We start from the raw sequence: 24,159 nt of genomic DNA on the forward strand, positions 1-24,159 counted from the left end.
TCGGCTTACATCGCGTTCAGGTCATTCAGCAGCGCCCGGGTATAGCCCCCAATAAACCGGCGGATGTCTTCTTGTACATGCTCATTGGGTCTGAATTTTTTAACCCAGATTTTCATGCCGATGCGAATAAAGCGATTCTCGAGAAATTCGGTAGAAGCCGAGGCATGCATCACGGCCTGGCCGCCGCGCTTTTTCCAGGCGATTTCGGCGCGGCTGCCTTCGCCATTATTGGCCTTGAACACCGTTTCGGTGAATGAATTCATCAGGGTCTGCAGGTCAGACGGAATCGACAGGTCAATCAGCCATGTCGGCAGAACTCCGAACAGCGCGCCTGAAACCTTGCCCTCGGGCATGTGCGTCAGTTTCGCGAAAAAAGAAAGGTTCTCGTTATTCGTCGTGTAGCGCAGGTAGGCGCCGATGTTGCCGGTGTTGATCTTGAGGCCGTGCACATTGACGAAGAGATTAAACGACAAATAGAACTTTCGGTCATTGATACCGCTGAAAGAGATGGCGTCGGCAAAGGCCGGTGTCTGGTCTTTGTTCATCGGCAATATTTTGCCGCCTGCCGTGTTGAACGCGAGGTAAAACTCTTCGGTCTGCGCGTTGATCACGAACGAAGACAGGTTGCGCCCTTTGGTGTCGCTGGTATAAATCTGCAGCACGAACAGATTACGTATGTTCTTCATGAACTTTTTGAACTGCGGAAAATCGTTTTCCAGCGCGTTCATTCTGAATTTGCCGCGCATCGCGATCTCGGTGTAGCTCTTGCCGCCCGATGAGCGCGGCGTGCCGATGCTCTTGAGCTCCACATATTTGCAGAAGAGGGCAGCCGACTGCGGCAAATCGGCTGCGGCCTGGTCGACCACCGGGCGAAAATCACCGGTGATTTCAGGGCAGAGTGCCGACCCATTGGCGCGCAGCGTTTTGATATTTTCTGCATCCACAACGCGCAGAATATTCTCAATGAGCCGCGCCATCGCCTGTGCGTCGAATTTTTTCAGGGCCGCATCGAAGTCGAGCTGCGCCGTGTACGTGCGCTTGCTGTCGAGGTCGTTCTGCCGCATGCGGTATTCGGCACGCGCATTGCCGAGCGCAGAATAGTCGGTGGGGTCGGGGTTCAGCGCCACCTGGTAGTTCGTACCCGTGTTTCGGCCATTCAGCGTGACGCTGCGAAAGCCGCCCTGCGTCGGCTGCATATACGGGCTGTTGTAGATGCGCGCGAAGTCGAAGTCTTCGAGCGCATCGTTCATGAAGCTGAAAAACTGCTTCGCATTTTGGTCGTACTGCAGTTTTTCACTCATCAGGTGCAGCACAGTCACAAGATCGCGCGCGAGCGGGGCCCCGGTGTTGCCCGGGCCCATGGACTTCACGGCATCTTTGAACGTGGCGGCCGAACCGATAGTCGCAAGGCCGAGCAGCAGCAGGCCCGAAAGCGGGGTCAAAATTCGCATAGTCTGTAGCGCGCATTCGGTCGAGGCGGGTGAAAAGCAAAAAACAGCCCCAAATTGCGTGCTCTGGCTACGGAATTCCATAGCTACGAAATGGGCCAGGGCATGAGAAGCCAGAGGTATATGAGGATAGAGAAAAAGGCGAAAAGGCTTGACGGCAAGTGAGAACTATTCTCATTAGCTCATGATCATTTGCTCATGCGCGAATATCAATGACCGCAAGGTCAAGCAGGCGCTCGCCTGTGGCGCCCGCACTCTGAGCGACGTGCAGGCCGAACTGGGCGTGGCGATGGGGTGTGGCAGCTGCCGTGATGCCGTGCAAGATGAAATTTCACGCCATTACGGGGGCGCGGCCGGTGTTGCCCCGGCCTACAGTGGCGAGCTTGCTCCGTCTGTCTGAAACCGGTTTTCGCCTTGTCCCACTTTCTGAGCCGCCTTCTCTGGCGGTGGCATGATTCTCTCATTTAAAGAAGTTGCTCCGAAAATTGCTGCCTCGGCGTATGTCGCGCCGGGCGCAGTGGTTCTGGGTGATGTCGAAATCGGTGAGCGCAGCTCAATTTGGTATGGCTGCGTGGTGCGGGGCGACGTGCATTCGATACGTATCGGCAGCGACACGAACATTCAAGACGCGAGCGTCGTGCACGTTACGGGCGGCAAGTTTGCAACCACCATCGGCAACCGCGTGACGATCGGTCACCGGGTGTTGCTGCATGGCTGCACGCTGCAAGACGACAGCTTCGTCGGTATGGGAGCGACGCTGCTCGACGGGGTTGTCGTTGAACCGCTCGGTTTTGTCGCGGCAGGCGCGCTCGTGCCGCCGGGTTTTATCGTCAGGAGCGGCTGGCTCGCTCTTGGCTCGCCGGCGAAACTTGTTCGCGAACTGAGAGAAGAAGAGCGTGCAATGATCGAGCGCACCTGGCGCGGTTACGTCACGAACGCTGAACTGCACCGCACAGCAGCCAAAGAGGTGAAATGAAAATCTACAGCCTTTACCGCGAGCAGATCGTGCGCGCGCCGCTCAGCCAAACGTGGAGATACTTTTCAAATCCGAATAACCTTCAGCACATTACTCCGAAAGAGCTGGGCTTTCGGGTGCTGACCCGCGACCTGCCACAAGAAATCTATGCGGGTCTCTTTATTGAATATAAAGTCTCACCGCTGCTGAGAATTCCGGTGACATGGGTGACTGAAATAACCCACGTCGAACACGAGGTGATGTTTGCCGACGAGCAGCGTATCGGCCCATACCGCATTTGGTCGCACAAGCATTTCTTTCGTAAAGAAAAGAAATATACTCTTATGACTGACCGAGTCGACTATGCGCTACCGCCCGTGCCACTGCAAAGTCTGGTCAACAAGCTCGTCGTCGAGCGAAAATTAGAAGAAATATTTGCCTTTCGCTACGAAGCTGTTGAGAGAATTTTCTCTTAAAGTCATGCCCGCGAACACTTCGACCGGCTCAGCGCAGGCGCGGGCATCTGCATTCATGACAAGAGATTCCCGCTTCCGCGGGAATGACCTTGTACAAGTTTTTAAATGCTCTTTAGTCCCAGTCTATCAATGACTAATTTCATGTCGTTCCAGACATCGCGCTTGTAAGGCGTGTTGCCCGAGTCGCCGCCGTTTCTGAGCAAAAAACTCGGATGGTAGGTCGGCATGACAGCAATGCCATTGTAATCGTGCCACTTGCCGCGCAGCCTTGTGATACCTTCGCCGGTTTTGAGCAAGAATCGCGTAGCAGGATTTCCGAGCGTCACGATAACTTTGGGCTGAACCAGTTCAATCTGCCTGATCAGAAACGGCGAACATGAGGCAACTTCATCCGCCTCGGGAGCCCGGTCTTTTTTGCCCAGCCCGTCAACCGTCGGGCGGCACTTGACAACGTTTGCAATGTAAACATCTTCGCGCCTGAGTTTAAGTCCGTTTTCGATGATGCGCGTGAGCAGCTGCCCTGCGCGGCCGACGAAAGGCCTGCCCGACGCGTCTTCGTCTTTGCCGGGGCCCTCGCCGATGAACATGAGGCGCGCGTTCTCATTGCCTTCGCCGAAGACGACCTGAGTTCGCGTCGTCGCGAGATTGCACAGCGTGCAGGTGAGCGCCTTGGCCTTGAGGATATCCAAAGACATCGGGCTATTTTTTCGGTTTTGTCGGCTCGCCTGTGACCTGCAGATTCTTGAATTGCAGTGCCAGATGATCGTTGGTGCGGGAGTGTTCTATCCGCAGATTCTGAGGGTAGGCGCGATTTTTGAAAAAGGTGCCGAGCTGAAACACCAGAATTTCACCCCGCAGCTTGTCACGGTAGAAAATTTTGCGCAGTTTATTTTCGTTAAAGTACAGCGCTGCCTCATAGCTGTCGTTCACCGAGCGCACCTGCGTGTCTCCGCCGGGGGTGGCGAGGTAACTGCTTTTTGGCGCCGTCGCATCGGCAGGCACGAAACCGCGCATCAGCGGTTCAAAGAAACTCACGGGAAACGACCGGCCGAAAAGCTCAACCCATTGGTAATCTTTGCGCGCGATAGTTTCTTTTTTATTGCGCGCGTGGTCTTTGAGCGATACCGAAGTTTCTGCGATCTCGAGCGTCAGCAGGGGAGAGAGAAATACCGCGTCTGTGAGCCGCAACGTGAGAGCTGTCGCCGTGGCCGTCAGCTGCCCTTCATAATAGAGCTCCTGATTGTCGACTTTACCCTTCAGCGTAAAGCTCACCCTGAGCGATTTGTAAGGGGGGTAATTCTGGCTGATTTCGCGGCGAAAGGCTTCGGCCTCTTTGCTGCCGAGGCTTTCAGCCACGGCGCCGGCGGTCGTTACCTGCGGCGCAGTGGTACCGCAGGCCAGCATCAACCCGCATATGAAGATGCCTGCCGGGTGCATTAAGCCCCGCAGGAAATTCAGGGGGGTGATATTCACCTCAGCCTTAGCTGTGAAACGACAGCTCACGAAACATGAACTCAGCGCATGCTTCAGATTCTGCCAGAACTTTCTGCATATGGCCGAGTTCTTTGTCTGTGGGCGCGCTGAACGGAATCGCGCGATTGCGTTCTTTGAGCCACTCTCTGAGGCTCTTTGTGCCCGCGTCTTTCTTCATCGCTTTGATCACATCGAGCGTGTGCTCGTGAGCGAGTTTGCGAAAGGTTTTGTCGCTCGCAGTCGTGTGAATGGCCTGCCAGATTTCTTCTTCGCGTTCTGCGTCCATAAGCACGTCGAGAATTGTGGGCTTCTGGTCGAGGGCGATGTCGAGTAGTTTGCCGGCAAATTCGCTCATCATTGGCTGGTTTGACTTGTTGTTCACGAAGTCGGTCGCGATCTTGGTAATCGAGTCCATGAAAGGCATCAGAAAGCCCTTGATCATCTTGTCGTCGACGACTTTGTTCAGGTCACCGACGAGGGGCAGCTTAATGCTCTTCGTAAAGCCGGTAATCGAATCGTGTACCACATTCAGAAAGAGCTCTTTTACGGCCTTTTGGCTCATGATCTCGCGCACCGTCTCTGGCGGAAAATCGATCGGGCGCTGCACAACATCTTTCCACTGGTCGATCGTTGCCTGCTCCAGAATATCCCTGCCGGTGCGGCCATTTTTGACAATGATGCTCTGCGACTTGGGGCGAATGTCGCGCACGATCGCTTCGAGTGCATGGCGCCATTCGCTTTCTCCGTTGCGATCGGGTGAAATATCGGCGGCAATATCGAGCCATTCAGAGATTGGCTTATCAAGAATTTCGTTGTGTATTTTTTCCATCGTTTCAAGCCCTGCCTGGCGAAACTCGGGGCTTAGCGCACGTTTCTTGTACGCTTCTTTGAACTCACTGAAGTTTTTGTATTTCATTTCTGATCCTCTTTTTTTGTTTGTTTGTTTTCATTTTCCAGTTTCTTGATTTGTGCGTTAATGTAGGCGGTATCGAGCGGCTCTGAGGCCTTTTTGATATCCGTCAGGGTTTTGTTGTAATACTCGATTGCGGTAATGCGATTATTCAGTTTAGCGTGTACTTCGGCAAGGTGAAAGAAAATCACCGGGTCGACAAAATTCTTTTTTTGTGCAAATGATGCGGCGACGGTGAGTTGCTCGAGCGCTTCACGGTAGTTGCCGAGTTTGAACTGAATCCAGCCGAAGGTATCGAGGTATGCCTCGTTCTCAGGGTCGTCTTCGAGCGCGCGCAATACCAGCTGGTTTGCGTCGTCAAGATTCAAATTGCGCAGCGAATAGATGTAGCCCAGATAATTCAGATAGGTCGGGTTGTACGGGTCGAGTTCGATGGTTTTCTTCAGCCGAGCTTCTGCTGCGGGAAAATCATTCATTTTTTCAAGCGCCATGCCCGAGTAAAAGTAATAGTTCGCCGGCGCGACTTTCTTCTTACCCTTTAGCTCGGTGATTTCGATCGCCTTGTTGAAATAGGCAGCAGCGGCTTTGTATTCCTGCGGGTTCTTTTCGGCGAGGTGGTTACGAATGATGCCCTTCACGAACCATGCGGTCGCGTATTCTGCCTCTATCTGCACCGCAGTCTCGGCTGCGCGTTCGGCGTCGGGCAGCGCGTTCTTGATGTTGACGAGAGTCCAGGCCTGATTCACCCGCGTCTGGTAGAGCTGGTTCTTTGCTTCACGCTGGCGTTTTTCGACCTGCGACAAACGATTGGCGTTTGCCTTTATCGCCGGGTTGGCTGACATCGCGTGGTACCATGCGCGCAGCTGCACAATGGTGCGGGCAGCAAGTTCGTGGTAGGTGACCGCAACGCTGCGCTCGCCTGTACTTTCGAGCGTCGATGCATGGGTAATATAGAGTTCGACGAAGTCGATCGCCAGCTGCTCGACCGCGCCGTCCAGGTCGGCACCTGCAGCTAGTTGGCTTTCAGATTGCGAAAATTTTTCGCGAAACTTCAGCTCTTCGGCCTGCCGGTTCAGGTATTCCAGCGTGACATGCGCGTATTCGCGCGCCAGCTCAAACGCGCTCAGTCTTTGGGCAATCACCACAATCGCAAAGGCTTCGTTGCGGGCTTCGGTGTGCAGGTTGCGCTTCTTGTAGATACGAAACCGGCCGAGCCTTGCGCTCAGCCTGTTTTGGTTGGCACCCAGAATGCCGTCGTATGCTTTCAGCGCCTCGTCGTCTTTGCCGCTTAGCTGCTGCTCGATGCCCTCGAGAATACCGGGTTTCTCATTCTTACGCAGCTTACGAAACGATTTCAGGTGACCGAGCGCGCGCGCGTCATCGAGTATAAAATAGGTTTCGGCCAATGACTCATGTGCCTGCGCAAAGTCGGGCTGGCGTTTCACCAGTTCTTCGTGTGTTTCGGCCGAAACACGAAATTGACCCGTAATCTTCTGCAGCTCACCGATGATCAGCAGGTAACGTGCGTTTTCAGGGTCTAGCTCGTTCAGGCGTTTGAAATAGTGCAGTGACTTGGCAAAGTTGTCCTGCTGATAATAGTAGTTGCCCAGAAAATAGAGCGACTGTTGCAGCAGGTCGCTGTTACCCGTGCCTTTCTGTACGGCGATAATGAGGCGTTTGTGGTAAGTCGCAGCCTGGCGGGTGTCATTCTTCTGCTGGTAGATGTAAGCCATGACCTGCAGTGCGCGTTCGTTCAGCGGGTCGTTCTTGAGAATCATGTTCAAGACGCGCGCCGCGTCATCGAGCTTGTTCTGCTTCAGGTAAATTTCTGACAATAATTGCAGCGAATAGACGCCATTGGGGTCGGCCTTAACCCCGCGTTCGAGGTAGAGGGTCGCACTCGTCATATCGCCGCTGCCGAGTGCAATGCGCGCGAGATAGCGCAGAGCGACCTCGCTTTCGCCCTTGAGCTTAATGTACTCTTCAAACGCCTTTGCCGCAGCAACGGGTTTTTCAGCGAAAAACGCAGCAAACGCCTGGTTAAGCTTGAGGCTCGCCTCCCTTTCGGCTTTTTCATCGAGGGCGAAGGTGCCGCCGGCTGCCGCGAAAAACAGCAGGGCAATCAAAGAAACGTGTCGGAGCATGCGTCCGGGTTTGGTTACGTACGCATACTTAGCGGCAAGCCTTTTATCTTAATAGTGAGAGGGTGCGCACCCGCGCCTGTTCACATCAGTATGTCGCCAGCTTCTGGCCGGGTTTCAGGCGAACGCGTTCGGCGTCGCTTTTTTTCACTGTCACCGTGTTCGGGTCGCCGTCGCTCACAAAAAAGATATGCTTCTGCGTCGTTGCCTGCCTGAAAAGCTTAGCCAGAGTCTTCTCATTGCCATGCAGCCGGCGAATGTGGTAGGTGTCAAATTTGGCGTCGTAAACCGAATGGCTGAGCCCGTTGGAATAATCAAAGATCATCTCATGCTTATAATGACGGCCTTTGTACGTGCCTGAACGCAGCCGCGGTTCGTCTTCTTTTGGCGGAAATATACCGTATGGCAGTGCAAACGCGTATACGGGATAATTTTTCACATACTTCTGAATCTCATATGTGCCGAGCGCCAGCTGCTCTTCAATTTTATGGCGATACTTTCTGAGGTTCGCATGCCACAGCGTGTGCGAACCGATTTCAAAACCCCTGTCGGTGAGGTATTTCATCTTTTTGCCGATGAGTTCAGTCTGGCCGAAAAAATTATTCGGGTATGCCGCTTTTGGTAGAACAAAAAACACACCGCGCAGCGGAAAATCGCTGTTCTTTTTTTGAAAGCGTTCCATGATCTCTACCGCGCAGCCAGGTGAGAGCGAACCATCCGCCTCATACTTAAAGTGCGTCTCTGACGAATCATCGTAAGTGATCAACACGGGTATTTTACCCTTAGGGGTCGTGATTTTTCCGGTGCGGAGCTCTGACAGCGAGACAGGGTAGAAGCCGTGCTTCTTTAATAACACCAGGTCGTTCGCGTAGCTTTCACGGCTGCGGGTATACTCGGTGTTTTCATCGGCGATCTTATGGTAGGTCAGAATGGGTATTTTGCCGAGCTCGTTGGGGGGTAGGGTGCCTGCCGGTGCGCTGGTTTTGCTCGCATCGGCGATCGGCGCCTCTGCGTTGCAGAAGAGGTAAAAGCCGCTCATGAAAATGAGCGAAACAGAAAAGGGGACTGATTTCATGCGGCCAGAATTATGACTTGAGACAAGGTGAAATTCGCAATAGACTATGCCAGCGGGCCAGCGCACCGAGCTTCGAACCGGCATCATTCAGGAAAAGTTCCGCGATTCTTGGCGCAAGAATCGCTCTATGAACGGGCATAGCCCGCTTTTCCTGAATGATGCCAGTTCGCAATGCACCACTTTAAACAATTTGGCGCTCGGTGCGCTGGCCCCAATCGCATAAAAAAACCCGCTCGGGAGAGCGGGTTTGGAAGTTGCGCGTCTGCGGCCCCTTGGCCGCAGACCCCTAAGTTGGCAGCTTGAGGCTGCCAACCAGGTCAATTCATGGGCGTAACTTTCTGAACGTTCGCGACTGGCACGCGAACCTGACCATCAACAGTTTGGATAGTCATTTCAGCACCTTGCTGGTTGAAGTAACCTACGTACTCTTTACCATTTTTGGTCTGAATTTTCGCGATACGGCCATATTTAGCCTTGATATCGGCGAGTGTCAGTTTTTTCACTTCTGGTTTCGCTGCGTCAGTCAGTGAAGCTGAAGTTGCTGCGCCAGTTGCATATTTTTCAACTGATTCAGGTACTACCACTTTACCGCTAACAGGAGCGATCTCAACAGTGTCCGCTTTTGCCAGTTCTTCTTTAATCGCTTCAGCTGTCTGGCCTTCGGTCGCCTTGATAACGGCAACTTTACCTTCGAGCAGTTTGATTTGGGTTGTCTTGCCGTTGCCGACAGTCAGCTCAAACGATGTACCACGCACACCCGCGACAGCGGTTGGTGTCTTGATTGAAAACTCAGATTGGCCTTTTGCAATCTTGCTGAACGATGCACCGCTAGACTGTGACAGTTCGATCACAGGCTTGCCGCTTTCGTTTTTGCTGAGGTTGGCAATTGACAGCACTGAGTTAGCCTTCAGGGTAATTGAAGCTGAGCTTGAAAACTGCAGAACTGCCATTGAATTGTTTTTCACTTCAATAGTAGCGTCTTTGCTCACGGTTTGGCCGAGAGTTGCAGGCTTGCCGCTCACCAAAACATCACCTTTTACATAGGTAAATTTTGCAGAGTCAAGGCTCGTTTGGTCTTTTTTATCGCCGCAACCGACTGCCACCAGGGCAACCACTGCGGTCGAAAGAATGAGATTTCGCATTATATATCCTCCTACCAGATTCTTTACGTCTCAACGGTATCTTACACCTTCGACCCGAAGTGTCCATAAAAAAATTCAATTTTTTACCGGATTCTTCTTTGTTAAGCAAGTGGGGTAGCGAAAGACAGCCGTTTTTTGCCCTGTTTGCATTCGATGGCCGCCTTGCGGCGACCACGATACCGCAAAAAGCTGCTTTATCCGGTAAAAGTGCTGGTTCGGCATTGCAGCTTGGCCATTGTGCGATGCATTTTGCAGGATTTAGTGCGAAGCAAGATATTCATGCCAGTACAAGGCGGCCAGACAGCCCAACCCCGGGTTTAGCTATGGAAAATCATAGCTCCCCCCAAACCTCAGCTGCGGAATTCCATAGCCGGTACGCTTTGGAGATTCTCACACCACCGAACAGGCACCAGGTGGTCAGCGCCATTCACGCGCTACAGGCAGAAATGCAGGCCGGGCGTTCATACTTGGTAAACTATTGTTCACAGACTGGAGTGCGGCTCAACCTGCCACCCGAGAGGCTGTTTGAACGTTCGGCCGCACCCTTCACTGTCTGGCTTGAGAGCGAGTTTATCAGCTTTTCGCCCGAGGCCTTCGTGAGCGTCAGCGGCGACACCATATTCACCAACCCGATGAAGGGTACCGGCCCCGACGCAGCCGCTCTGCTCGCCGATGCGAAAGAGCAGGCCGAACACGCAACCGTCGTCGACCTGCTGCGCAACGACCTCGGCCGCGTCGCCACAGGCGTCAAAATTGAAGACTACCGTTTCGTGAGCCGCATCGAGCGCGAGTCCGGGCCGCTTTTCCAGACGAGCACGCGCATCAGCGGTCGCCTGCCGCCTGACTGGCGCGATCATCTCGGCGAGTGGTTGCCGATGCTGCTGCCCGCAGGGTCAATCTCGGGCGCGCCCAAACAAGAGACGCTGCAGCTCATTCGCCAGAGCGAAACCGAGTCGCGCGGTTTTTTCACGGGAGTCGCCGTGTTGTTCGACGGCGAAAACCTGCAGAGCGCGGTCTTAATTCGCTATCTCGATCTTTCTCAGCCGCAGGTCAGGTTTCGCAGCGGGGCCGGTGTCACGATCTACAGCGACCCCGAAGCCGAATATGCAGAGATCTTGAGTAAGGTATACGTTCCACTATGAAAAAGTTCATCGAATCATTGAGGATCTCTAACGGCGAGGTGTCTTTGATCGAACTTCACCAGCGCCGCTTTGATCTGACAAGGCTCGCGCACTTTGGCCTGTTGCCGCGCATCGACCTCAAAAACGAAATTGCCGCGTGGCTTGCGAAAGCGCCTGTGAAAGCTGCGCAGGGGCTTGTCAAAATGCGCATTGTCTACGGCATCGAACTAGAAAGCATTTCGGCTGAGCCCTACGCGCAGCGCAATATTACCTCGGTAGCCTTGGTTGAATCGCCGCAGCTCGACTACCGCTTTAAGTATTCTGACCGCAGCGCACTAGAGATGTTGAGGTCGCAGGTTGCGCCAGGTGTTGAACCGCTCATCGTACAAAACGGTCTTATTACCGACGCGATCTATGCAAACGTGTGCCTGTTCGACGGCGTTCGCTGGCTGACACCCGCCCGGCCGCTTCTCGAAGGTGTCGCCCGATCGGCAGCGCTGGCAACTGGCGATATATTTACCGCAAAGATATCCGCGCGCGACGTAGAGCAGGGGAGATACCTAAAGGTGAAGTTAATAAATTGTATGAACTTCTTAAAAGAGGCCAATGACATTTCTTTGTAGAGACGCCCTTCACGGGCGTCTCTACAGATGGAAACTCATAAATTTGATATCGTAGTTCTGGGCGCAGGCCCCGCGGGGGCTGCGAGTGCGCTTTTTCTGGCCGAGGCCGGTTTTAAGGTGGCGCTTGTTGAGCAGCGTGAATTTGCGAAGGCCGGGCCGTCGTGGGTAAACGGTCTGCATCTTGATACTTTTCAAAAAATCGGACTGGCCGAGCCTGCAGGTGATGAGGTCGAAATCAGAGATTTTCCTGTTACCTTCTTCTCGGCTGATTTCGGCGAAAGGCTCGATGTCGCCGCGAGTGGGTTTACGAACATTCGCATGCGCCCGTTTGTCGATCGGTTGCACCGGTCAGCCTTTGCTGCCGGTGTCATCGGTTTTGACCAGACTCGTGTCGAGGGCTTTGATTTTCGCGATGAGCGACCGCAGACCGTGCGGTTCTCGCGGCTAACCGGTGGTGATTCTGCCGACAGGTTTTCGCTCAGTGCAAAACTTTTCGTCGATGCAACGGGAATTACAGGCCTGTTACGGGGGCAAGTTGCTTCACTCAATCAATCCTCAGGTTCGCTGAATGATGCAGATGTGTGCACGGCTCTGCAGCAGAATTCGCGAATCAGTGACCGCGCGCAAGCAGCAGAGTTTCTGAAAAGGCATGGGGTGCAGCCGGGCACGCTTGTCAGCATTCTCGGCACGCAGGGTGGTTATTCAACGCTGAGCGTTCAGGTTTCGCGCGACCTATCAGAGGTTGGGCTACTGGCAGGGGCGATCAAAGACGCGCGGTTTCTCACGGGTACGCAGATGGTCAAAAAGTTCTGCGGCGAAAATCCGTGGGTCGGCGACAAGATTCACAGTGGGGGTGGTACCATACCGCTGAGGCACCCTTTGCACCGGCTGACGGCGCCCGGTGTCGCCGTTCTCGGCAATGCAGCGAACCAGGTATTTTCAGTGCATGGCAGCGGCGTGATGCCTGCGCTTCAGGCGGCCAGGCTTCTCGCGAACGCTGTCACCGACGCCGCCGACCCGGGCGATGAATCGGTGCTGTGGGGGTATACCGCTTCTTTTCAAAAGAATCTCGGGGCGATGCTCGCGACTTACAATCTGTTTCGCCGCTTCTCGCAGAATCTGAAATCCGACGACATCGCGAAAATGTTTCGCTACGGCCTCATGAATGAGGCGATGATGCTGGCAGGCATCAAACAGGTGATGCCCGAGCCTTCGCTCACGAGTGGGCTCAGTATTCTCGCAACTGGTCTGCGCGACCCGCTGTTTGCGGCGAATCTGGTGCGCTCGCTGGCGCATATGCCGCTCGTCTATATGCACTACCTGAACTTTCCCGAGGTACATGATCAGAAAAAGTTTGCGGGTTGGGTTCAGCACGCGAAGAACCTGGCCGGTTACTGAATCAGCGACCTGCCAGGCTTGTGAAAAACATAACCTGCTTAACAGGCTGAAAGCCTGCGACAGGGTGACAGCCATGGTATACCTGTTTATCTTTACTGCACTTGCCATCGGGTTGATGCTCGGTATAGTCATTGGTCGTCTCGCGGGCAAAAATGCGGGCATCGCCGCAGCGACCGAAAACCGGCTGCTTAAAGAATCACTTGCGAAGACTGAAGCGGCGCAGGCGGCTCTGGCAGAAAAAATCCAGACCGAATTCAAGAATATCGCGAACGACGTACTCGTTTCGGGGTCGCGCCAGGTGCACGCTGACGCGCAGAAGCAGTTAGACACTCTGCTGCAACCGTTGCAGTCAAAGCTGGGTGAATTTCAGAATCGCCTCGAACAAACCGCGACCGCGCAGGGGCGTGACAGTGCTGCGCTCAAAGAGCAGATTCGTTCGCTCACCGATCTGAACAAAAACGTCGGTGAAGAGGCGCGGCGGCTCGCAGACGCTCTGAAGGGCGATGCCAAGTCGCGCGGCAACTGGGGTGAGATGGTGCTCGAGCGCCTGCTCGAAGTCGCTGGTCTCATCAGAGGCACGCACTATGAAACGCAGGTTTCGCTCAAGGGCGAACAGGGAGATTTCAGACCCGACGTGGTCGTGCGCTTGCCCGATCAAAAAGACATGATTATCGATTCGAAGGTGTCGCTCGTGCACTACGAGCAAATGTTCGGCGCGGCGAACGAAGAGGCGCGTGCGGCGCTGCGTAAAGAGCACCTTGCGCGGCTCAAGAAGCACGTCGACGACCTCGGTAAAAAAGACTACAGCTCTCTCGCCGGAGTGAACAGCATCGATCTCGTGTTCATGTTCGTGCCGATCGAAGGCGCGTTTCTCGAGGCGCTGAACGCCGACGAGCAGCTCTATGACTATGCGTTCAGAAAGAACGTCGTGATTCTCACGCCAGGTACCTTGCTCGTCACGCTGCGGCTCGTCGCGCAGATGTGGCAGCAAGATAACCAAAACAAGAACGCTCTGAAGATTGCGCTTGAAGGCGGCAAACTCTACGATAAATTCGTCGGCTTTGTCGAAGACATTACCCGCCTCGGCGCACAGATGGATACCACCCGCAAAACGTATGAAGACGCGATGAAGAAGCTCAATACCGGGCCCGGTAATCTGGTGACGCAAAGTGAAAAGCTGCGCGAACTCGGCGCGAAAGCCAAGAAGCGCCTCGCGCTCACGGCCGAAGACGAAGAATAGCGGACGGGGTATACATGCGGCTCAGCATCCACGCGCCACCCAAGAACCAATCTTAAAAGCTTTTCAGAATGTGCGGGGCTGTTAAGCACGGCTTCTTCGCGGCGAATATGACGGGTAAAATTTTCGAATGGGAACTCACTCTTGCGCGCCGCCTGGCGCTCATTAGCATTGTAGGTGGTTCAGCAAGTTGGCTGTTTCGCTTTGCCCGCCAGGGGTTTGTCGCTGATTTTCTGAATATTTTTCTCGCGACCTTTATCGTGGTGCTGGCGATTCTCATCGTGGCGCGCGCCAGCTACAGGCCGATTGCCGCAACGCTGATCATCGGCATGATGATTATCGGTCTGCAGGTTTCGTGGGGCCTCGCCGAGCCACGCGGCGGGGCGCTGCTCGTTCTGACGGCCGGCGTGTCACTGGCCGCGGCATATTACCGCATTCGCACTGCTTTGGCAGCGATACTTTTAAGCGCGATTGTGCTGGCGCTGATGGGCTACACCGCAGCCGATAGATTACCCCAACAGCTGGTGAATCTGCCTGGGGGCACGACAATATTCACGAATTTTATCAGTGCAACCATTGGTTTCGTATCTGTCAGCACTCTGATTGCGGTGGTGATATCTTTTGTCAGGTCGAAAATGGAGCAGAGTTTGCGGCATACGCGAATTCTGCTGATTACGGCCCGCAATCAGAAAAGCGATCTCGAAAGCAAAGAGCGCCTGCTGACCCTTTTTACTGAACTTGCATCCGACTACGTTTATCAGGTTGATCTCAGGCAGCCCAATATGGTGCCGCAAATCTTTGCCGGTTCGTTTGAGCGCATAACCGGGTACGCGCCGAGCGACATCGGCAAACTCGGCGGTTGGATGCAGATCGTACATCCCGAAGACCGCGAACGCCTGCAGCGGCATATGCCCACGCTACTCGAAGGCAAAGAGACGATAACTGAATATCGTATACAATCGGCTTCGGGTAAGATTCTTTGGGTGCGCGATCATGTGCGGCCTGTGCGCGACAGCGAAACCGGTAATGTGACCTTGCTGCTCGGCGCGGTGCACGATGTGACAGAGCGCCGCCACGCTGAAGAGCAAATTGAAAACCTCGCTTTTTACGATCCTCTCACTTCTCTGCCGAATCGCCGGCTGCTGCTCGACCGGCTTGAGCAGGCGCTCGCACTCAGCGGTCGCACCGGGCTGCGTGGGGCGCTGCTCTTTATAGACCTCGATCACTTTAAGAATCTGAACGACACGAAAGGCCACGAAGCGGGCGACCAGCTGCTGGTGCAACAGTCGCGTCGGTTAAAGCTTTGTATTCGCGAAGGCGATACGGTAGCGCGCCTGGGTGGCGACGAGTTCATCATTATACTCGGCGAACTCTCTGAAGAAGAAGAAAAAGCCGCAGAAGAAGTCAGCGAAATCACACGGCGCATATTGCATGCGCTCAGCCTGCCGGTAGCACTTTCATACCGGCAAATGAGCGATTACGAAAATACGTGCAGCATCGGTGTCACCATGTTCAAGGGGCACGAACTCACCGTCGACGAGCTGCTGCGGCGCGCCGATATGGCGATGTACCAGGCGAAAGCCGACGGCCGAAACGCGTTCAGATTTTTTGATCCGCAGATGCAGCAGCTGCTGGCAGAGCGGCTCAAACTCGAAGACGACCTGAAACAGGCGCTGTCGCATTCTCAGTTCGTCATCTACCTTCAGCCACAGCTCGATGATGCAGCGAAGCTCGTCGGCGCAGAGGTGCTGCTGCGCTGGCAGCACCCCGAAAAGGGCCTCGTGTCGCCGCTCGAGTTTATACCTTCGGCAGAGCGTACCGGCCTTATCGTCGAAATCGGTGCCTGGGTAATCGATCAAGCCTGCGCCGTGCTCGCCCGGTGGGAAAAATCAGCCGACACCCGCAGCCTGACGCTCGCGGTTAACGTCAGCGCGCGGCAATTTCACCGAGCCGATTTTGCCACTGAAGTAGGCAAGGCGCTCTCTCGCCACGGTGTGAGCGGCGAGCGCCTGAAGCTCGAACTCACCGAATCGCTCGCACTCGAAAATGTCGCTGAATCTGCGGCGCGCATGCAAGAGCTGCGCAGCATGGGTATTCATCTCTCGCTCGACGATTTTGGCACAGGCCAGTCATCGCTTTATTATCTCAAACAATTACCGCTCAGCCAGATGAAAATCGACCAGTCTTTCGTCAGAGATATTCTGACCGACCCCAACGATGCGGTGCTCGTGAAAACGATCATCGGCATGGCGAATAATCTCAAACTCGAAGTCATGGCAGAAGGCGTTGAAACCGAAGCACAGCGCGCCTACTTGCGCGAGCACGGCTGCACACTCTATCAGGGTTACCTTTTCAGCCCGCCAATCAGTGTCGCAGAATTTGAACGGCAGTTTCTCGCTGCCCCGCTCGCGGCGACAGCCAACAGTTAGACGATTGTCGCCGCAACGCACAGCGCAACCATGCCACCGAAATGGCAACACCCCGCGAGACAGCCGGCGTCCCTTTGCAGCTCAGTGAAATCAGGGCGGAGCTCGACCGTACTGCCGCCGAAATCGGTGTCGACAGCCAAAAACTGCAGCTCACATTCGAGCGCAGTGATTTTAACCTGCGCTGTGAGGTTGAAGAAGTTTCTGATTCACTTTTGATCGACACGATAGCCATCGCGAAGCGCCACCTAGAGAACTGGCGTATTCACACATTCGAAAAATCTTTTTTGTCGATACAGGCTCTGAACGACAACCTGTTCGCAACCGAAGGCCTGCTCGAAAAAATCAAGATTCGCATTTCGGGCCTTTACGGGGAAAAGACACTGGAAATTACGAAGAAGGGGGCGCTCGTTCACGCAGAGCTTTCTCTCATGAGTGCGCTTTTGCGGCGCGCGCTGGGCCGGGTTTCAGGCAAAGACGTGCTTTCGCAATTAGCAGAAATGGGCTGCCACATTTACCGGCCGCAAGACAAGATTGGCGGTATTGCCGCCTTTTCGCGCCTCACCGCAAAGCTGCGAGAGACGGTGATTCTGCCGCTCAAAAACCCAGAGGTCTATGACAAGATCGCGCGCGAGACGCGTAGCGAATTCTCTTTGAACCGCCCCCGGGCGGTGCTCTTTACAGGGCCTCCGGGTACCGGCAAAACCACGATGGCGCGTCACGTTGGTAAAGAAGCAGGTCTGGTTGTCGTTCACGTGCCGCTCGAAAACATTCTTTCGGCCTATTATGGCGAATCGACGAAGCGCCTCGCAGTTATATTTGATGCTGCCACGACGACACGCGAACCGCTGATACTTTTTCTCGACGAAATCGACGCGCTGGCTCCGTCGCGCAACGAAAAGCTCTTTGAGGCATCGCGCCGGCTGCTGTCGGTATTACTTCGAAAAATTGACGGTCTTGAGACGCAGAATAATATCATTACCGTCGGGGCGACGAACCGACCGCAAGACCTTGACAGCGCGCTGCTGTCTCGCTTCGACACAATTCTCGAATTTAACGAACCGCAACAAGAAGACATTCAAGAGCTGATCAGGTTCTATGCAAAACAGCTGTCGGCTGGCGATAATGAGAAACTGGCGCAGCAGCTGTCGGGGCTTTCAGTGCGCGCGATTCGCGATGTGTGCCTCAGGGCCGAACGCCAGCTCGCGCGCGAGCAGATCGAAAAGTCAACGACGGCCGTCGCGGCCCCGACGCTCGAATATTACGTGCGCACGCTCGCCGAATACAGGTTGGGTAGACCGGCAGATTGATGCTTCCCTAACGGGAAACCAGCAATCCGCTGGCGGCAGGCAGCCGGGCGATAATGTCAGACGCGACCATACCACGGTCGGCATGATTTTCTTCACACCACAGATGCGCCGCGAGCCCGTGCAGGTAGACGCCTGCGCTTGCCGCTGCGAAAGGTTCCAGATCTGCCGCCAGCGCGCAGATGATTCCGGTGAGAACATCACCCGAACCCGCGGTTGCGAGCGCCGGGTTTGCCCAGGGTGATACGAATGTTTCGCCGTCGGGTGCCCCAATCAGCGAATGTGCACCTTTCAGCACAACGACTGCGTGATAGCGTTTTGCTGCAACGCGCACGGCAGCATATCGGTCGCGCTCCACCTCTGCTGGAGTGATACCGAGCAGCCGGGCCATTTCGCCCGAATGCGGAGTCAGAATGCGTGGATGTATTGCCGCGGCAGCACCGGCAATGTTCGTCAGACCATCGGCGTCGACGGTCAGCACCGTGGCGCATTCTTGCCATAGCCGTTCAGAGAGCAGCTTGGCCTCGGCGCTCAAGCCAAAACCCGGCCCGAGAGCGACGCTGCTGCGTTTCTGGATTAGAGCTTCAAGATCCGTTGCTGAAGCGCTGTCTGGTAAACTTAGCAGCATGATCTCATCTGCGCTTTGCGCAATCGCAGGCACTGCCTCGGACGCTGTGGCAATCGTGACGAGGCCTGCACCCGCGCGCAGCGCCGCAAGAGCTGCGAGGTGTGCTGCGCCGGTTTTACCGGGCGAGCCGGCAAAAACGATTGCATCACCCGACCGGTGTTTAAACGTACCCTTGATTCGGGGCGATAACCATGCAGCAACGCCTGTCGCCGTGAGCACGCGGGCGGCCGGGCCGGTCTGGCGCAGAATATCAGTGTCATCATGGCCGGTGTGCACGACAGTGATTTCACCGCAGTGTTCGCTGCCCGCGGGTGTGAGCATGCCCGGTTTTGCATGCGCGAACGTCACGGTGTGCGTCGCCCGCACCGCAAGCCCCAGAACCTGACCCGTGTCGGCATCAAGGCCGCTCGGCAGGTCGAGCGACACGCGTGGGCCGGCAAAGCGATTGAATTCGCCGACGAGACGTTGCGCTTCAGCGGTGAGCGCGCGGCTAAGGCCAGTGCCGAAGAGCGCGTCGACGGCGATTGTTGCCTTGCCCAATTCTGCAGCGAAATCGGGCAGCGAAAAATCATCACTGAAAAGCACGCGCTGGCCGAGCGCGAGCAGAATATCGAGATTGATTTTTGCATCCCCCTTGATATCTGTCGGGGCGCCGTGCACAAACAGGGTGACCGTCGCCGCGAGGCGTCGCTCAGCCACGAGCTGCCTCGCGACGACGAAGCCGTCGCCGCCGTTATTTCCCGTGCCGCAGAGTATTACAACCCTCGGTTTTTCTGCGGTTTTCGCGAGCAGCCGCCCGATCTTCTCGGCGGCACCGCGGCCTGCGTTCTCCATGAGAATTGTACCGGGTATTTTGCAGCTTGCCATCGCCAGCGCATCGTAGGCGCGCATTTGTTCGCGACTCAGCAGCAGGCTGCCGAAATCGGGCAGGTTGTCCAAAATTGCAGGCATAGCTGCCCGACTCGCAGAGGGCAACGTTCAAGGTGCCAACCGTTTTTCGCTTTATGCCGTAATGGCGAAAAGAATTCTGAGTATACATGAAGATCAAACTCAAAGTCTGGCGCCAGAAGAACAAAGACGACAAGGGCAAGTTTCATGACTACCAGCTCGACAACGTCAACGAGCACATGTCGTTTCTTGAGATGCTCGACGTTCTGAACGAAAACCTCACGCACAAGGGCGAAGAGCCGGTTGCGTTCAGCCACGACTGCCGCGAAGGCATTTGCGGCTCATGCGGCGTCGTGATCGACGGCAAACCGCACGGCCCGGAGCGCGGCACGGCGACCTGCCAGCTGCACATGCGCAAATTCAAAGACGGCGACGCCCTCACCGTCGAGCCATGGCGCGCCAAAGCTTTCCCTGTGCTGAAAGACCTGGTGGTCGACCGCTCGGCTTTCGACCGCATTCAACAAGCCGGTGGATATATCACCGTCAATACCGGCAGCGCACCTGAAGCAAATCTCACACCGATTCCGAAGCCGATTGCCGACGAAGCATTTCTGGCCGCTGCCTGTATCGGTTGCGGCGCCTGCGTAGCAGCGTGTAAGAATGCCTCGGCGATGCTGTTTGTTGCCGCCAAGGTTTCACACCTTGCGCTGCTGCCGCAGGGCAAGGCAGAGCGGGCAGAGCGCGTGCGTAAGATGGTCGCCGCGATGGATGCCGAAGGTTTCGGTAATTGCACCAACACCGGTGCGTGCGAAGCCGAATGCCCGAAAGAAATTTCTATATCGCACATCGCGCGCATGAACCGCGAATACGCCAGCGCCGAACTCGTCAGCCAGTACTGAGATGGCGAGCCGCGCGTTTTTTACCCGCCTCGCGCTTCTGGCAGCCTTGCTGCCCTTAACCGAAGCGTGCAGCAAGACTCCCAAAAACAAGGCAGAAGCAATGAAAGAAGTAAAAGAAAAAATGCGCAAAGATACCAACCCGGTTGCAGTCATCGAAACGACTTTAGGCACCATTACGGTAGAACTCTACCGCCACGCAGCGCCCAAAACAGTAGAGAACTTTGTTTCGCTGGCCAAAGGCGAAAGAGAATTCACCGACACTGACGGTAAGCCTGCGAAACGCCCCTATTACGACGGCCTCGTCTTTCACCGCGTGATACCCAACTTCATGATTCAGGGCGGCGACATCAAGGGTAACGGTACCGGCGGCCCCGGCTACCAGTTTGCCGACGAGATTAACGCCAAGGCCCTCGGCCTCGATAAGATGAAGGTATCGGCTTCGCCCATGGCGATGCAAGAGGTTGGGCAGGTTGCACGCACTGAAGTCTTCAAGAAACTCAATATTCAAAGCCAGCAAGACCTGACCGCGAAACAAAAAGAAGCCGAAGCGCTGTTCAAGAGCGAGCAGGCCAAGTGGGGCGAAAAATCGCTCGAAGAATTATACACTGCCCGCGGTATCACATACACGCCGGGCCTCGAGTCTGAATCGAATACCAAGGGTTCGCTTTCGATGGCAAATGCCGGCCCGAATACGAACGGTAGCCAGTTCTTCATCAGCGTAGCCGATAACATCTACCTCGATGGCAAGCACACGGTATTCGGTCGCGTGATCGGCGGTCTCGACATCGCCGAAGCGATCACGAAAGTCGAACGCGACCAGCAAGACCGACCTAAAAAAACTGTCGTGATGAAAAAAGTCACGATACTGGAAAATTGAATAACAAACTGAAGCTGGGTATTCTGGGCGCCGGTGGCTTCACCGGGCAAGAACTCATTCGTATTCTCAGCCGCCATGACCGTGCCGAGCTCGCCTACCTTACTTCGTCTGAATATGCGGGTAAGAAGTTGGTTGAGGTTTTTCCTGCGCTTTTAACCCCCGGGGCAGAGACGCTCGCCTTTTCGGCGCACCCGCAGGTTGTGGGTGATGTGCCAAAACTCGACGCCATATTTCTCGCCACGCCCGATGAAGTTTCTCTCAAATGGGCGCCGCTCTTTGTCGGGCAGGGTATTCGTGTCATCGATATCGCGGGCGCGTTCAGACTCAAAAACAGTGAGGATTTCAAAAGCTACTACGGCCTTGACCACAATGCGCCCGCGGCGCTGGCAGAGGCTGTGTATGGCATGCCAGAAACGAGCCGCGCCGCTATCAAAACCGCTAATCTTGTCGCAAACCCCGGGTGCTACCCGACCGCTGCGCTGCTGCCGCTATACGTTTACCGCGACCTGATCGATTTTTCAAAGCCGGTTATCGTCGATGCAAAGAGCGGTACCTCTGGGGCGGGTGGGCGCAAAGAAAAAGATGGCCTCGGCTATTCGACAGTCTATGAGAACTTTCGCGCGTACAAGACGGCAAAACACCAGCATGCTCCCGAAATCGCGCAGCAGCTCGCGCTGTTTGCAGGTCAAAAAGTCTCTCTCAGATTCACGCCCTACCTTCTACCCATGTATCGCGGCATACTCTCGACTGCGTATATAGTCCCAAAGGCCGCCGCTACCGACGCCGATTTTCGATCCGCAGCTTTGGCGGTGAAAGAGCCTTTTTTGCGCTACCGCGCGAGCGTCGATTCGATTGAGCTCAAGTCAGTGCAACACACGAACTTCTGCGAATTTTCACACCATTTCGACGCAGAGAGCGGCCTGGTAGAAATTGTCTCTGCGATTGACAACCTGATGAAGGGTGCGGCAGGGCAGGCAGTACAGAATATGAACCTCATGTTTGGGCTTGAAGAAACAACAGGAGTATACTGAATTGGCGCAAAAAGAAAAACTCATTAAGACGGTGTTTCTGGTACGGCATGCAAAGGCCGAACCGCAAGACGTAAAAAAAAGCGATCATGAGCGCCGGCTGGTCGACAAGGGTATGCGCCATGCAGAAAAGATGGCTTCCCTGGTTGCCGGGTTTAGATTTCCCCCCGAGGTTATTTGCACTTCTTCAGCGGCGCGCGCCAAAGAAACTGCGGCAATTTTCGCCGAAGCGCTGAAAATTAAAGACTCGGTTGAAGTCGCTGACGACCTCTATTCGTCTTCTGCGCAGTCGTACCTGCAGAAAATTCAGAAAACCGGTGATGAAACCCATGCGATGATGCTCGTCGGGCATAACCCCGTGCTCGAAGACCTGCTTGTGATGCTTACCTCAAGATCCCCGTTTCACTGCAAAATGCCCACCTGCGGTATCGCGATTATTCACTTTCACGTAACGCTCTGGTCAGAGATCAGACCGGCGACAGGTATTCTGCGTTCGCTACTCTATCCAAAACTTTTTCTCGAATAGCCAAGAAAGGTCTAAAAAAGCCGAAAACAACAGCGCAAATGTCCGCATTTGTGCGCATTCTCTCGCGCGTACTTCGACGCGCATGACTCTTGCCGCAGCCGGCTGAAAGAATTCTTTATCTGACCACGAGCACAGAACGCCCGATAAAGTCGTGCAGGCCCTGTTTGCGTGAACTGAACGCGCAGAGAATATAGCCAATCAAAAGCGTCAGGCGGCTCAGAATTTTGGCAAAATAGCGCACCGTCGCTTCTTCAAAGGTGAGCGCACGCGTTTGGTCACGGTGGTAAACGCGAATGCCCAGCGCGAGTTTGCCCAATGTGCCTTGCAGCGAAGAGCTTTCCATGAGTGCGTAATATATCCAGGTGAGCCAGATATCCAGAAACCAGAGAAATCCCCCTGTGATGGCAAATGCCAGATTCTGGTGGTCGCGCGCTTCGAACAGGTAGAGGCCTGCATAGACGATCAGCGCGAGGGCCCCGTAGATAAAGGCCCGGCCCACGGTCAGCACTATCTGGTCGAGCAGGGCCGCGACAAGCCGGCGCCAGAACCCGGCATATTGAATTGAGGTCATGTTTAATTATCGGTGGGGCTGCGCCGGGCAGTCAGAAGAATTTTGGGCACTGGGACGTCGGCGCCACTTTTCAAAAAAGAATTGTAAACCCCAATAGGGAATGCCGCGTTACGCATGCAACCGATTATGATTCGTGGGGTAGGCCTGATTGGCTGTCAGGTCGCTGAAAAACTTGCCCGCAAGGGAGTTCCCGTGATAATCGTCTCGCGTAGCCCCGGGCGTTTTAAACCGCGCGAGGGTTTTACCGTGATCGATCGCGCCGACGCCCTCGCTCAGGTGACAGCGCTCGAGCAGGTTTCGGCGGTCATTAATCTTGAAGGCAAGAGTATCGCAGCCGGCATCTGGACCAAGAAGCTCAAACAAGAAATCGTCAAGAGCCGGCTTGAGTCGGTGGCTCATCTGGCGGGCCTGGTCAAGAAGGCTAACAATCCGAAACTAAGAATACTGCAGGCGTCGGCGACGGGCTATTATGGCGACCGGGGCGCTGAAATTCTCACCGAAGCGGCCGAACCGGGCAGCGGATACCTCAGCGACACCTGCGTCGAGTGGGAATCTGCGGCAATCAAGGCTTTCAGGCCAGAGCAGCTTGCCACGTTTCGAATCGCGCCGGTTCTTTCGAACCAGGCAGGTGTCTTCGCCGTGTGGCGCCGGGTGTTCAGGGCCTTTCTCGGCGGCCGTTTTGGCAGCGGCGAGCAATACTTTTCGTGGATACACGAGCATGATATGGCAGAACTTCTGGTGCATTACGCGCTCGGCTTTAAACCCGGCGTGATAAACGCAACGGCGCCCGAACCCGTCAAGAATGCATACCTGACAGAAGTGCTCGCGGCGCAGTTCAGGCGCACCGCAATTCTGCATGTGCCTCAGTTTATTCTATCGCATATTCCCGGTGACTTTGGCCGCGAGATGCTGCTCGCGAGCGTCAGGGCAGTGCCAAAACGCGCTCTAGCAGAAGGCTTCGAATTTCGTTTTCAGAAATTTGCCGAAGCGGTAGAAGATCTCGCCTGAAG

23 protein-coding genes are annotated in these 24,159 nt (G+C 55.0%); 14 read left to right on the forward strand and 9 right to left on the reverse strand.

The features are described 5' to 3' along the window. Window positions 1-5 precede the first annotated feature (5 nt). Entirely contained in the window at window positions 6-1,451 is a 1,446-nt protein-coding gene (locus tag TURPA_RS14905; RefSeq protein ID WP_014804132.1) for a hypothetical protein, read from the reverse strand. Window positions 1,452-1,632: 181 nt separating this feature from the next. Between TURPA_RS14905 and TURPA_RS14910 the strand changes: the two genes are divergently transcribed. From TURPA_RS14910 to TURPA_RS14920, 3 genes are read left to right on the forward strand one after another with little or no spacing between them, the layout of a single operon-like run. Then, entirely contained in the window at window positions 1,633-1,848 is a 216-nt protein-coding gene (locus TURPA_RS14910; RefSeq protein ID WP_014804133.1) for a (2Fe-2S)-binding protein, read from the forward strand. A 51-nt stretch (window positions 1,849-1,899) separates the two neighbouring features. Continuing rightward, window positions 1,900-2,424 (forward strand): gamma carbonic anhydrase family protein, encoded by a 525-nt coding sequence (locus TURPA_RS14915; protein WP_014804134.1) that lies wholly within the window; start codon window positions 1,900-1,902, stop codon window positions 2,422-2,424. Next, window positions 2,421-2,879: an SRPBCC family protein gene (locus TURPA_RS14920; RefSeq protein ID WP_014804135.1), complete on the forward strand. Its 459-nt coding sequence runs from the start codon at window positions 2,421-2,423 to the stop codon at window positions 2,877-2,879. The genes TURPA_RS14915 and TURPA_RS14920 overlap by 4 nt, the downstream gene beginning before the upstream one ends. 101 nt (window positions 2,880-2,980) lie before the next feature. Here TURPA_RS14920 and TURPA_RS14925 read toward each other — a convergent pair whose 3' ends face one another. The 6 genes from TURPA_RS14925 to TURPA_RS14950 form a co-directional block, all read right to left on the reverse strand. Continuing rightward, window positions 2,981-3,574 carry a uracil-DNA glycosylase gene (locus TURPA_RS14925; protein WP_014804136.1) on the reverse strand — a complete coding sequence of 198 codons (594 nt, stop codon included), beginning with the start codon at window positions 3,572-3,574 and terminating at the stop codon, window positions 2,981-2,983. Window positions 3,575-3,578: 4 nt separating this feature from the next. After that, entirely contained in the window at window positions 3,579-4,283 is a 705-nt protein-coding gene (locus TURPA_RS14930; protein WP_157210514.1) for a hypothetical protein, read from the reverse strand. A gap of 76 nt (window positions 4,284-4,359) precedes the next feature. Next, window positions 4,360-5,268 carry a hypothetical protein gene (locus tag TURPA_RS14935; protein ID WP_014804138.1) on the reverse strand — a complete coding sequence of 303 codons (909 nt, stop codon included), beginning with the start codon at window positions 5,266-5,268 and terminating at the stop codon, window positions 4,360-4,362. Further along, window positions 5,265-7,406, reverse strand: coding sequence for a tetratricopeptide repeat protein (locus TURPA_RS14940; protein ID WP_014804139.1), 2,142 nt, complete (start codon window positions 7,404-7,406; stop codon window positions 5,265-5,267). Before TURPA_RS14940 ends, TURPA_RS14935 begins: the two co-directional genes overlap by 4 nt. A gap of 85 nt (window positions 7,407-7,491) precedes the next feature. Next, window positions 7,492-8,478 carry a polysaccharide deacetylase family protein gene (locus tag TURPA_RS14945; RefSeq protein WP_014804140.1) on the reverse strand — a complete coding sequence of 329 codons (987 nt, stop codon included), beginning with the start codon at window positions 8,476-8,478 and terminating at the stop codon, window positions 7,492-7,494. Window positions 8,479-8,795: 317 nt separating this feature from the next. Beyond that, window positions 8,796-9,620 (reverse strand): FecR family protein, encoded by an 825-nt coding sequence (locus TURPA_RS14950; RefSeq protein ID WP_014804141.1) that lies wholly within the window; start codon window positions 9,618-9,620, stop codon window positions 8,796-8,798. A 380-nt stretch (window positions 9,621-10,000) separates the two neighbouring features. Here TURPA_RS14950 and TURPA_RS14955 point away from each other — a divergent pair, with 380 nt between their 5' ends. The 6 genes from TURPA_RS14955 to TURPA_RS14980 all read left to right on the forward strand — a co-directional run bounded on the left by TURPA_RS14955 (window position 10,001) and on the right by TURPA_RS14980 (window position 17,735). Further along, entirely contained in the window at window positions 10,001-10,762 is a 762-nt protein-coding gene (locus tag TURPA_RS14955) for an aminodeoxychorismate synthase component I (RefSeq protein WP_169314425.1), read from the forward strand. Beyond that, window positions 10,759-11,364, forward strand: coding sequence for an aminotransferase class IV (locus tag TURPA_RS14960; protein WP_014804143.1), 606 nt, complete (start codon window positions 10,759-10,761; stop codon window positions 11,362-11,364). The genes TURPA_RS14955 and TURPA_RS14960 overlap by 4 nt, the downstream gene beginning before the upstream one ends. A 27-nt stretch (window positions 11,365-11,391) precedes the next feature. Continuing rightward, window positions 11,392-12,762 carry an NAD(P)/FAD-dependent oxidoreductase gene (locus tag TURPA_RS14965; protein WP_014804144.1) on the forward strand — a complete coding sequence of 457 codons (1,371 nt, stop codon included), beginning with the start codon at window positions 11,392-11,394 and terminating at the stop codon, window positions 12,760-12,762. 73 nt (window positions 12,763-12,835) lie between these two features. After that, entirely contained in the window at window positions 12,836-14,002 is a 1,167-nt protein-coding gene (locus TURPA_RS14970; RefSeq protein WP_014804145.1) for a DNA recombination protein RmuC, read from the forward strand. A 107-nt stretch (window positions 14,003-14,109) separates the two neighbouring features. Next, window positions 14,110-16,428, forward strand: coding sequence for an EAL domain-containing protein (locus TURPA_RS22105; RefSeq protein WP_157210515.1), 2,319 nt, complete (start codon window positions 14,110-14,112; stop codon window positions 16,426-16,428). A gap of 41 nt (window positions 16,429-16,469) precedes the next feature. Continuing rightward, on the forward strand, window positions 16,470-17,735 hold the full coding sequence (locus tag TURPA_RS14980) for an AAA family ATPase (protein WP_014804147.1): 1,266 nt from the start codon (window positions 16,470-16,472) through the stop codon (window positions 17,733-17,735). Between the two features lie 7 nt (window positions 17,736-17,742). Here the strand turns inward: TURPA_RS14980 and TURPA_RS14985 are convergent, their stop codons facing one another. Next, on the reverse strand, window positions 17,743-19,311 hold the full coding sequence (locus TURPA_RS14985) for a bifunctional ADP-dependent NAD(P)H-hydrate dehydratase/NAD(P)H-hydrate epimerase (RefSeq protein ID WP_014804148.1): 1,569 nt from the start codon (window positions 19,309-19,311) through the stop codon (window positions 17,743-17,745). A gap of 86 nt (window positions 19,312-19,397) precedes the next feature. Here TURPA_RS14985 and TURPA_RS14990 point away from each other — a divergent pair, with 86 nt between their 5' ends. From TURPA_RS14990 to TURPA_RS15005, 4 genes are read left to right on the forward strand one after another with little or no spacing between them, the layout of a single operon-like run. Beyond that, entirely contained in the window at window positions 19,398-20,147 is a 750-nt protein-coding gene (locus tag TURPA_RS14990; protein WP_014804149.1) for a succinate dehydrogenase/fumarate reductase iron-sulfur subunit, read from the forward strand. A 1-nt stretch (window position 20,148) separates the two neighbouring features. Further along, window positions 20,149-21,024 (forward strand): peptidylprolyl isomerase, encoded by an 876-nt coding sequence (locus TURPA_RS14995; RefSeq protein ID WP_014804150.1) that lies wholly within the window; start codon window positions 20,149-20,151, stop codon window positions 21,022-21,024. Continuing rightward, window positions 21,021-22,055 carry an N-acetyl-gamma-glutamyl-phosphate reductase gene (gene argC, locus TURPA_RS15000; RefSeq protein ID WP_014804151.1) on the forward strand — a complete coding sequence of 345 codons (1,035 nt, stop codon included), beginning with the start codon at window positions 21,021-21,023 and terminating at the stop codon, window positions 22,053-22,055. Before TURPA_RS14995 ends, argC begins: the two co-directional genes overlap by 4 nt. Next, window positions 22,030-22,578 carry a SixA phosphatase family protein gene (locus tag TURPA_RS15005; RefSeq protein WP_157210516.1) on the forward strand — a complete coding sequence of 183 codons (549 nt, stop codon included), beginning with the start codon at window positions 22,030-22,032 and terminating at the stop codon, window positions 22,576-22,578. Before argC ends, TURPA_RS15005 begins: the two co-directional genes overlap by 26 nt. 115 nt (window positions 22,579-22,693) lie before the next feature. On the opposite strand, the gene TURPA_RS15010 is transcribed toward TURPA_RS15005, so the two are convergent. Then, complete coding sequence (locus tag TURPA_RS15010; protein WP_014804153.1) at window positions 22,694-23,149, reverse strand: RDD family protein; 456 nt, start codon at window positions 23,147-23,149, stop codon at window positions 22,694-22,696. Window positions 23,150-23,263: 114 nt separating this feature from the next. Between TURPA_RS15010 and TURPA_RS15015 the strand changes: the two genes are divergently transcribed. After that, entirely contained in the window at window positions 23,264-24,157 is an 894-nt protein-coding gene (locus TURPA_RS15015) for a TIGR01777 family oxidoreductase (protein WP_014804154.1), read from the forward strand. Window positions 24,158-24,159 lie beyond the last annotated feature (2 nt).

It is taken from the genome of Turneriella parva DSM 21527 (genome assembly GCF_000266885.1).
Taxonomy (GTDB): Bacteria; Spirochaetota; Leptospiria; order Turneriellales; family Turneriellaceae; genus Turneriella; species Turneriella parva.

What these genes read in the sequence shown, in the direction of transcription:
- TURPA_RS14995 (WP_014804150.1), top strand. Translation starts at nt 20,149, where the DNA reads ATGGCGAGCCGCGCGTTTTTTACCCGCCTCGCGCTTCTGGCAGCCTTG.
- TURPA_RS14915 (WP_014804134.1), top strand. Translation starts at nt 1,900, where the DNA reads ATGATTCTCTCATTTAAAGAAGTTGCTCCGAAAATTGCTGCCTCGGCG.
- TURPA_RS14985 (WP_014804148.1), bottom strand. Translation starts at nt 19,311, where the DNA reads ATGCCTGCAATTTTGGACAACCTGCCCGATTTCGGCAGCCTGCTGCTG.
- TURPA_RS14960 (WP_014804143.1), top strand. Translation starts at nt 10,759, where the DNA reads ATGAAAAAGTTCATCGAATCATTGAGGATCTCTAACGGCGAGGTGTCT.
- TURPA_RS14980 (WP_014804147.1), top strand. Translation starts at nt 16,470, where the DNA reads ATGGCAACACCCCGCGAGACAGCCGGCGTCCCTTTGCAGCTCAGTGAA.
- TURPA_RS14940 (WP_014804139.1), bottom strand. Translation starts at nt 7,406, where the DNA reads ATGCTCCGACACGTTTCTTTGATTGCCCTGCTGTTTTTCGCGGCAGCC.
- TURPA_RS14970 (WP_014804145.1), top strand. Translation starts at nt 12,836, where the DNA reads ATGGTATACCTGTTTATCTTTACTGCACTTGCCATCGGGTTGATGCTC.
- TURPA_RS14965 (WP_014804144.1), top strand. Translation starts at nt 11,392, where the DNA reads ATGGAAACTCATAAATTTGATATCGTAGTTCTGGGCGCAGGCCCCGCG.
- TURPA_RS14950 (WP_014804141.1), bottom strand. Translation starts at nt 9,620, where the DNA reads ATGCGAAATCTCATTCTTTCGACCGCAGTGGTTGCCCTGGTGGCAGTC.
- TURPA_RS14945 (WP_014804140.1), bottom strand. Translation starts at nt 8,478, where the DNA reads ATGAAATCAGTCCCCTTTTCTGTTTCGCTCATTTTCATGAGCGGCTTT.
- TURPA_RS15010 (WP_014804153.1), bottom strand. Translation starts at nt 23,149, where the DNA reads ATGACCTCAATTCAATATGCCGGGTTCTGGCGCCGGCTTGTCGCGGCC.
- TURPA_RS14905 (WP_014804132.1), bottom strand. Translation starts at nt 1,451, where the DNA reads ATGCGAATTTTGACCCCGCTTTCGGGCCTGCTGCTGCTCGGCCTTGCG.
- TURPA_RS15015 (WP_014804154.1), top strand. Translation starts at nt 23,264, where the DNA reads ATGCAACCGATTATGATTCGTGGGGTAGGCCTGATTGGCTGTCAGGTC.
- TURPA_RS14990 (WP_014804149.1), top strand. Translation starts at nt 19,398, where the DNA reads ATGAAGATCAAACTCAAAGTCTGGCGCCAGAAGAACAAAGACGACAAG.
- TURPA_RS14935 (WP_014804138.1), bottom strand. Translation starts at nt 5,268, where the DNA reads ATGAAATACAAAAACTTCAGTGAGTTCAAAGAAGCGTACAAGAAACGT.
- TURPA_RS14925 (WP_014804136.1), bottom strand. Translation starts at nt 3,574, where the DNA reads ATGTCTTTGGATATCCTCAAGGCCAAGGCGCTCACCTGCACGCTGTGC.
- TURPA_RS14920 (WP_014804135.1), top strand. Translation starts at nt 2,421, where the DNA reads ATGAAAATCTACAGCCTTTACCGCGAGCAGATCGTGCGCGCGCCGCTC.
- TURPA_RS22105 (WP_157210515.1), top strand. Translation starts at nt 14,110, where the DNA reads ATGACGGGTAAAATTTTCGAATGGGAACTCACTCTTGCGCGCCGCCTG.
- TURPA_RS14930 (WP_157210514.1), bottom strand. Translation starts at nt 4,283, where the DNA reads ATGCTGGCCTGCGGTACCACTGCGCCGCAGGTAACGACCGCCGGCGCC.
- TURPA_RS14910 (WP_014804133.1), top strand. Translation starts at nt 1,633, where the DNA reads ATGATCATTTGCTCATGCGCGAATATCAATGACCGCAAGGTCAAGCAG.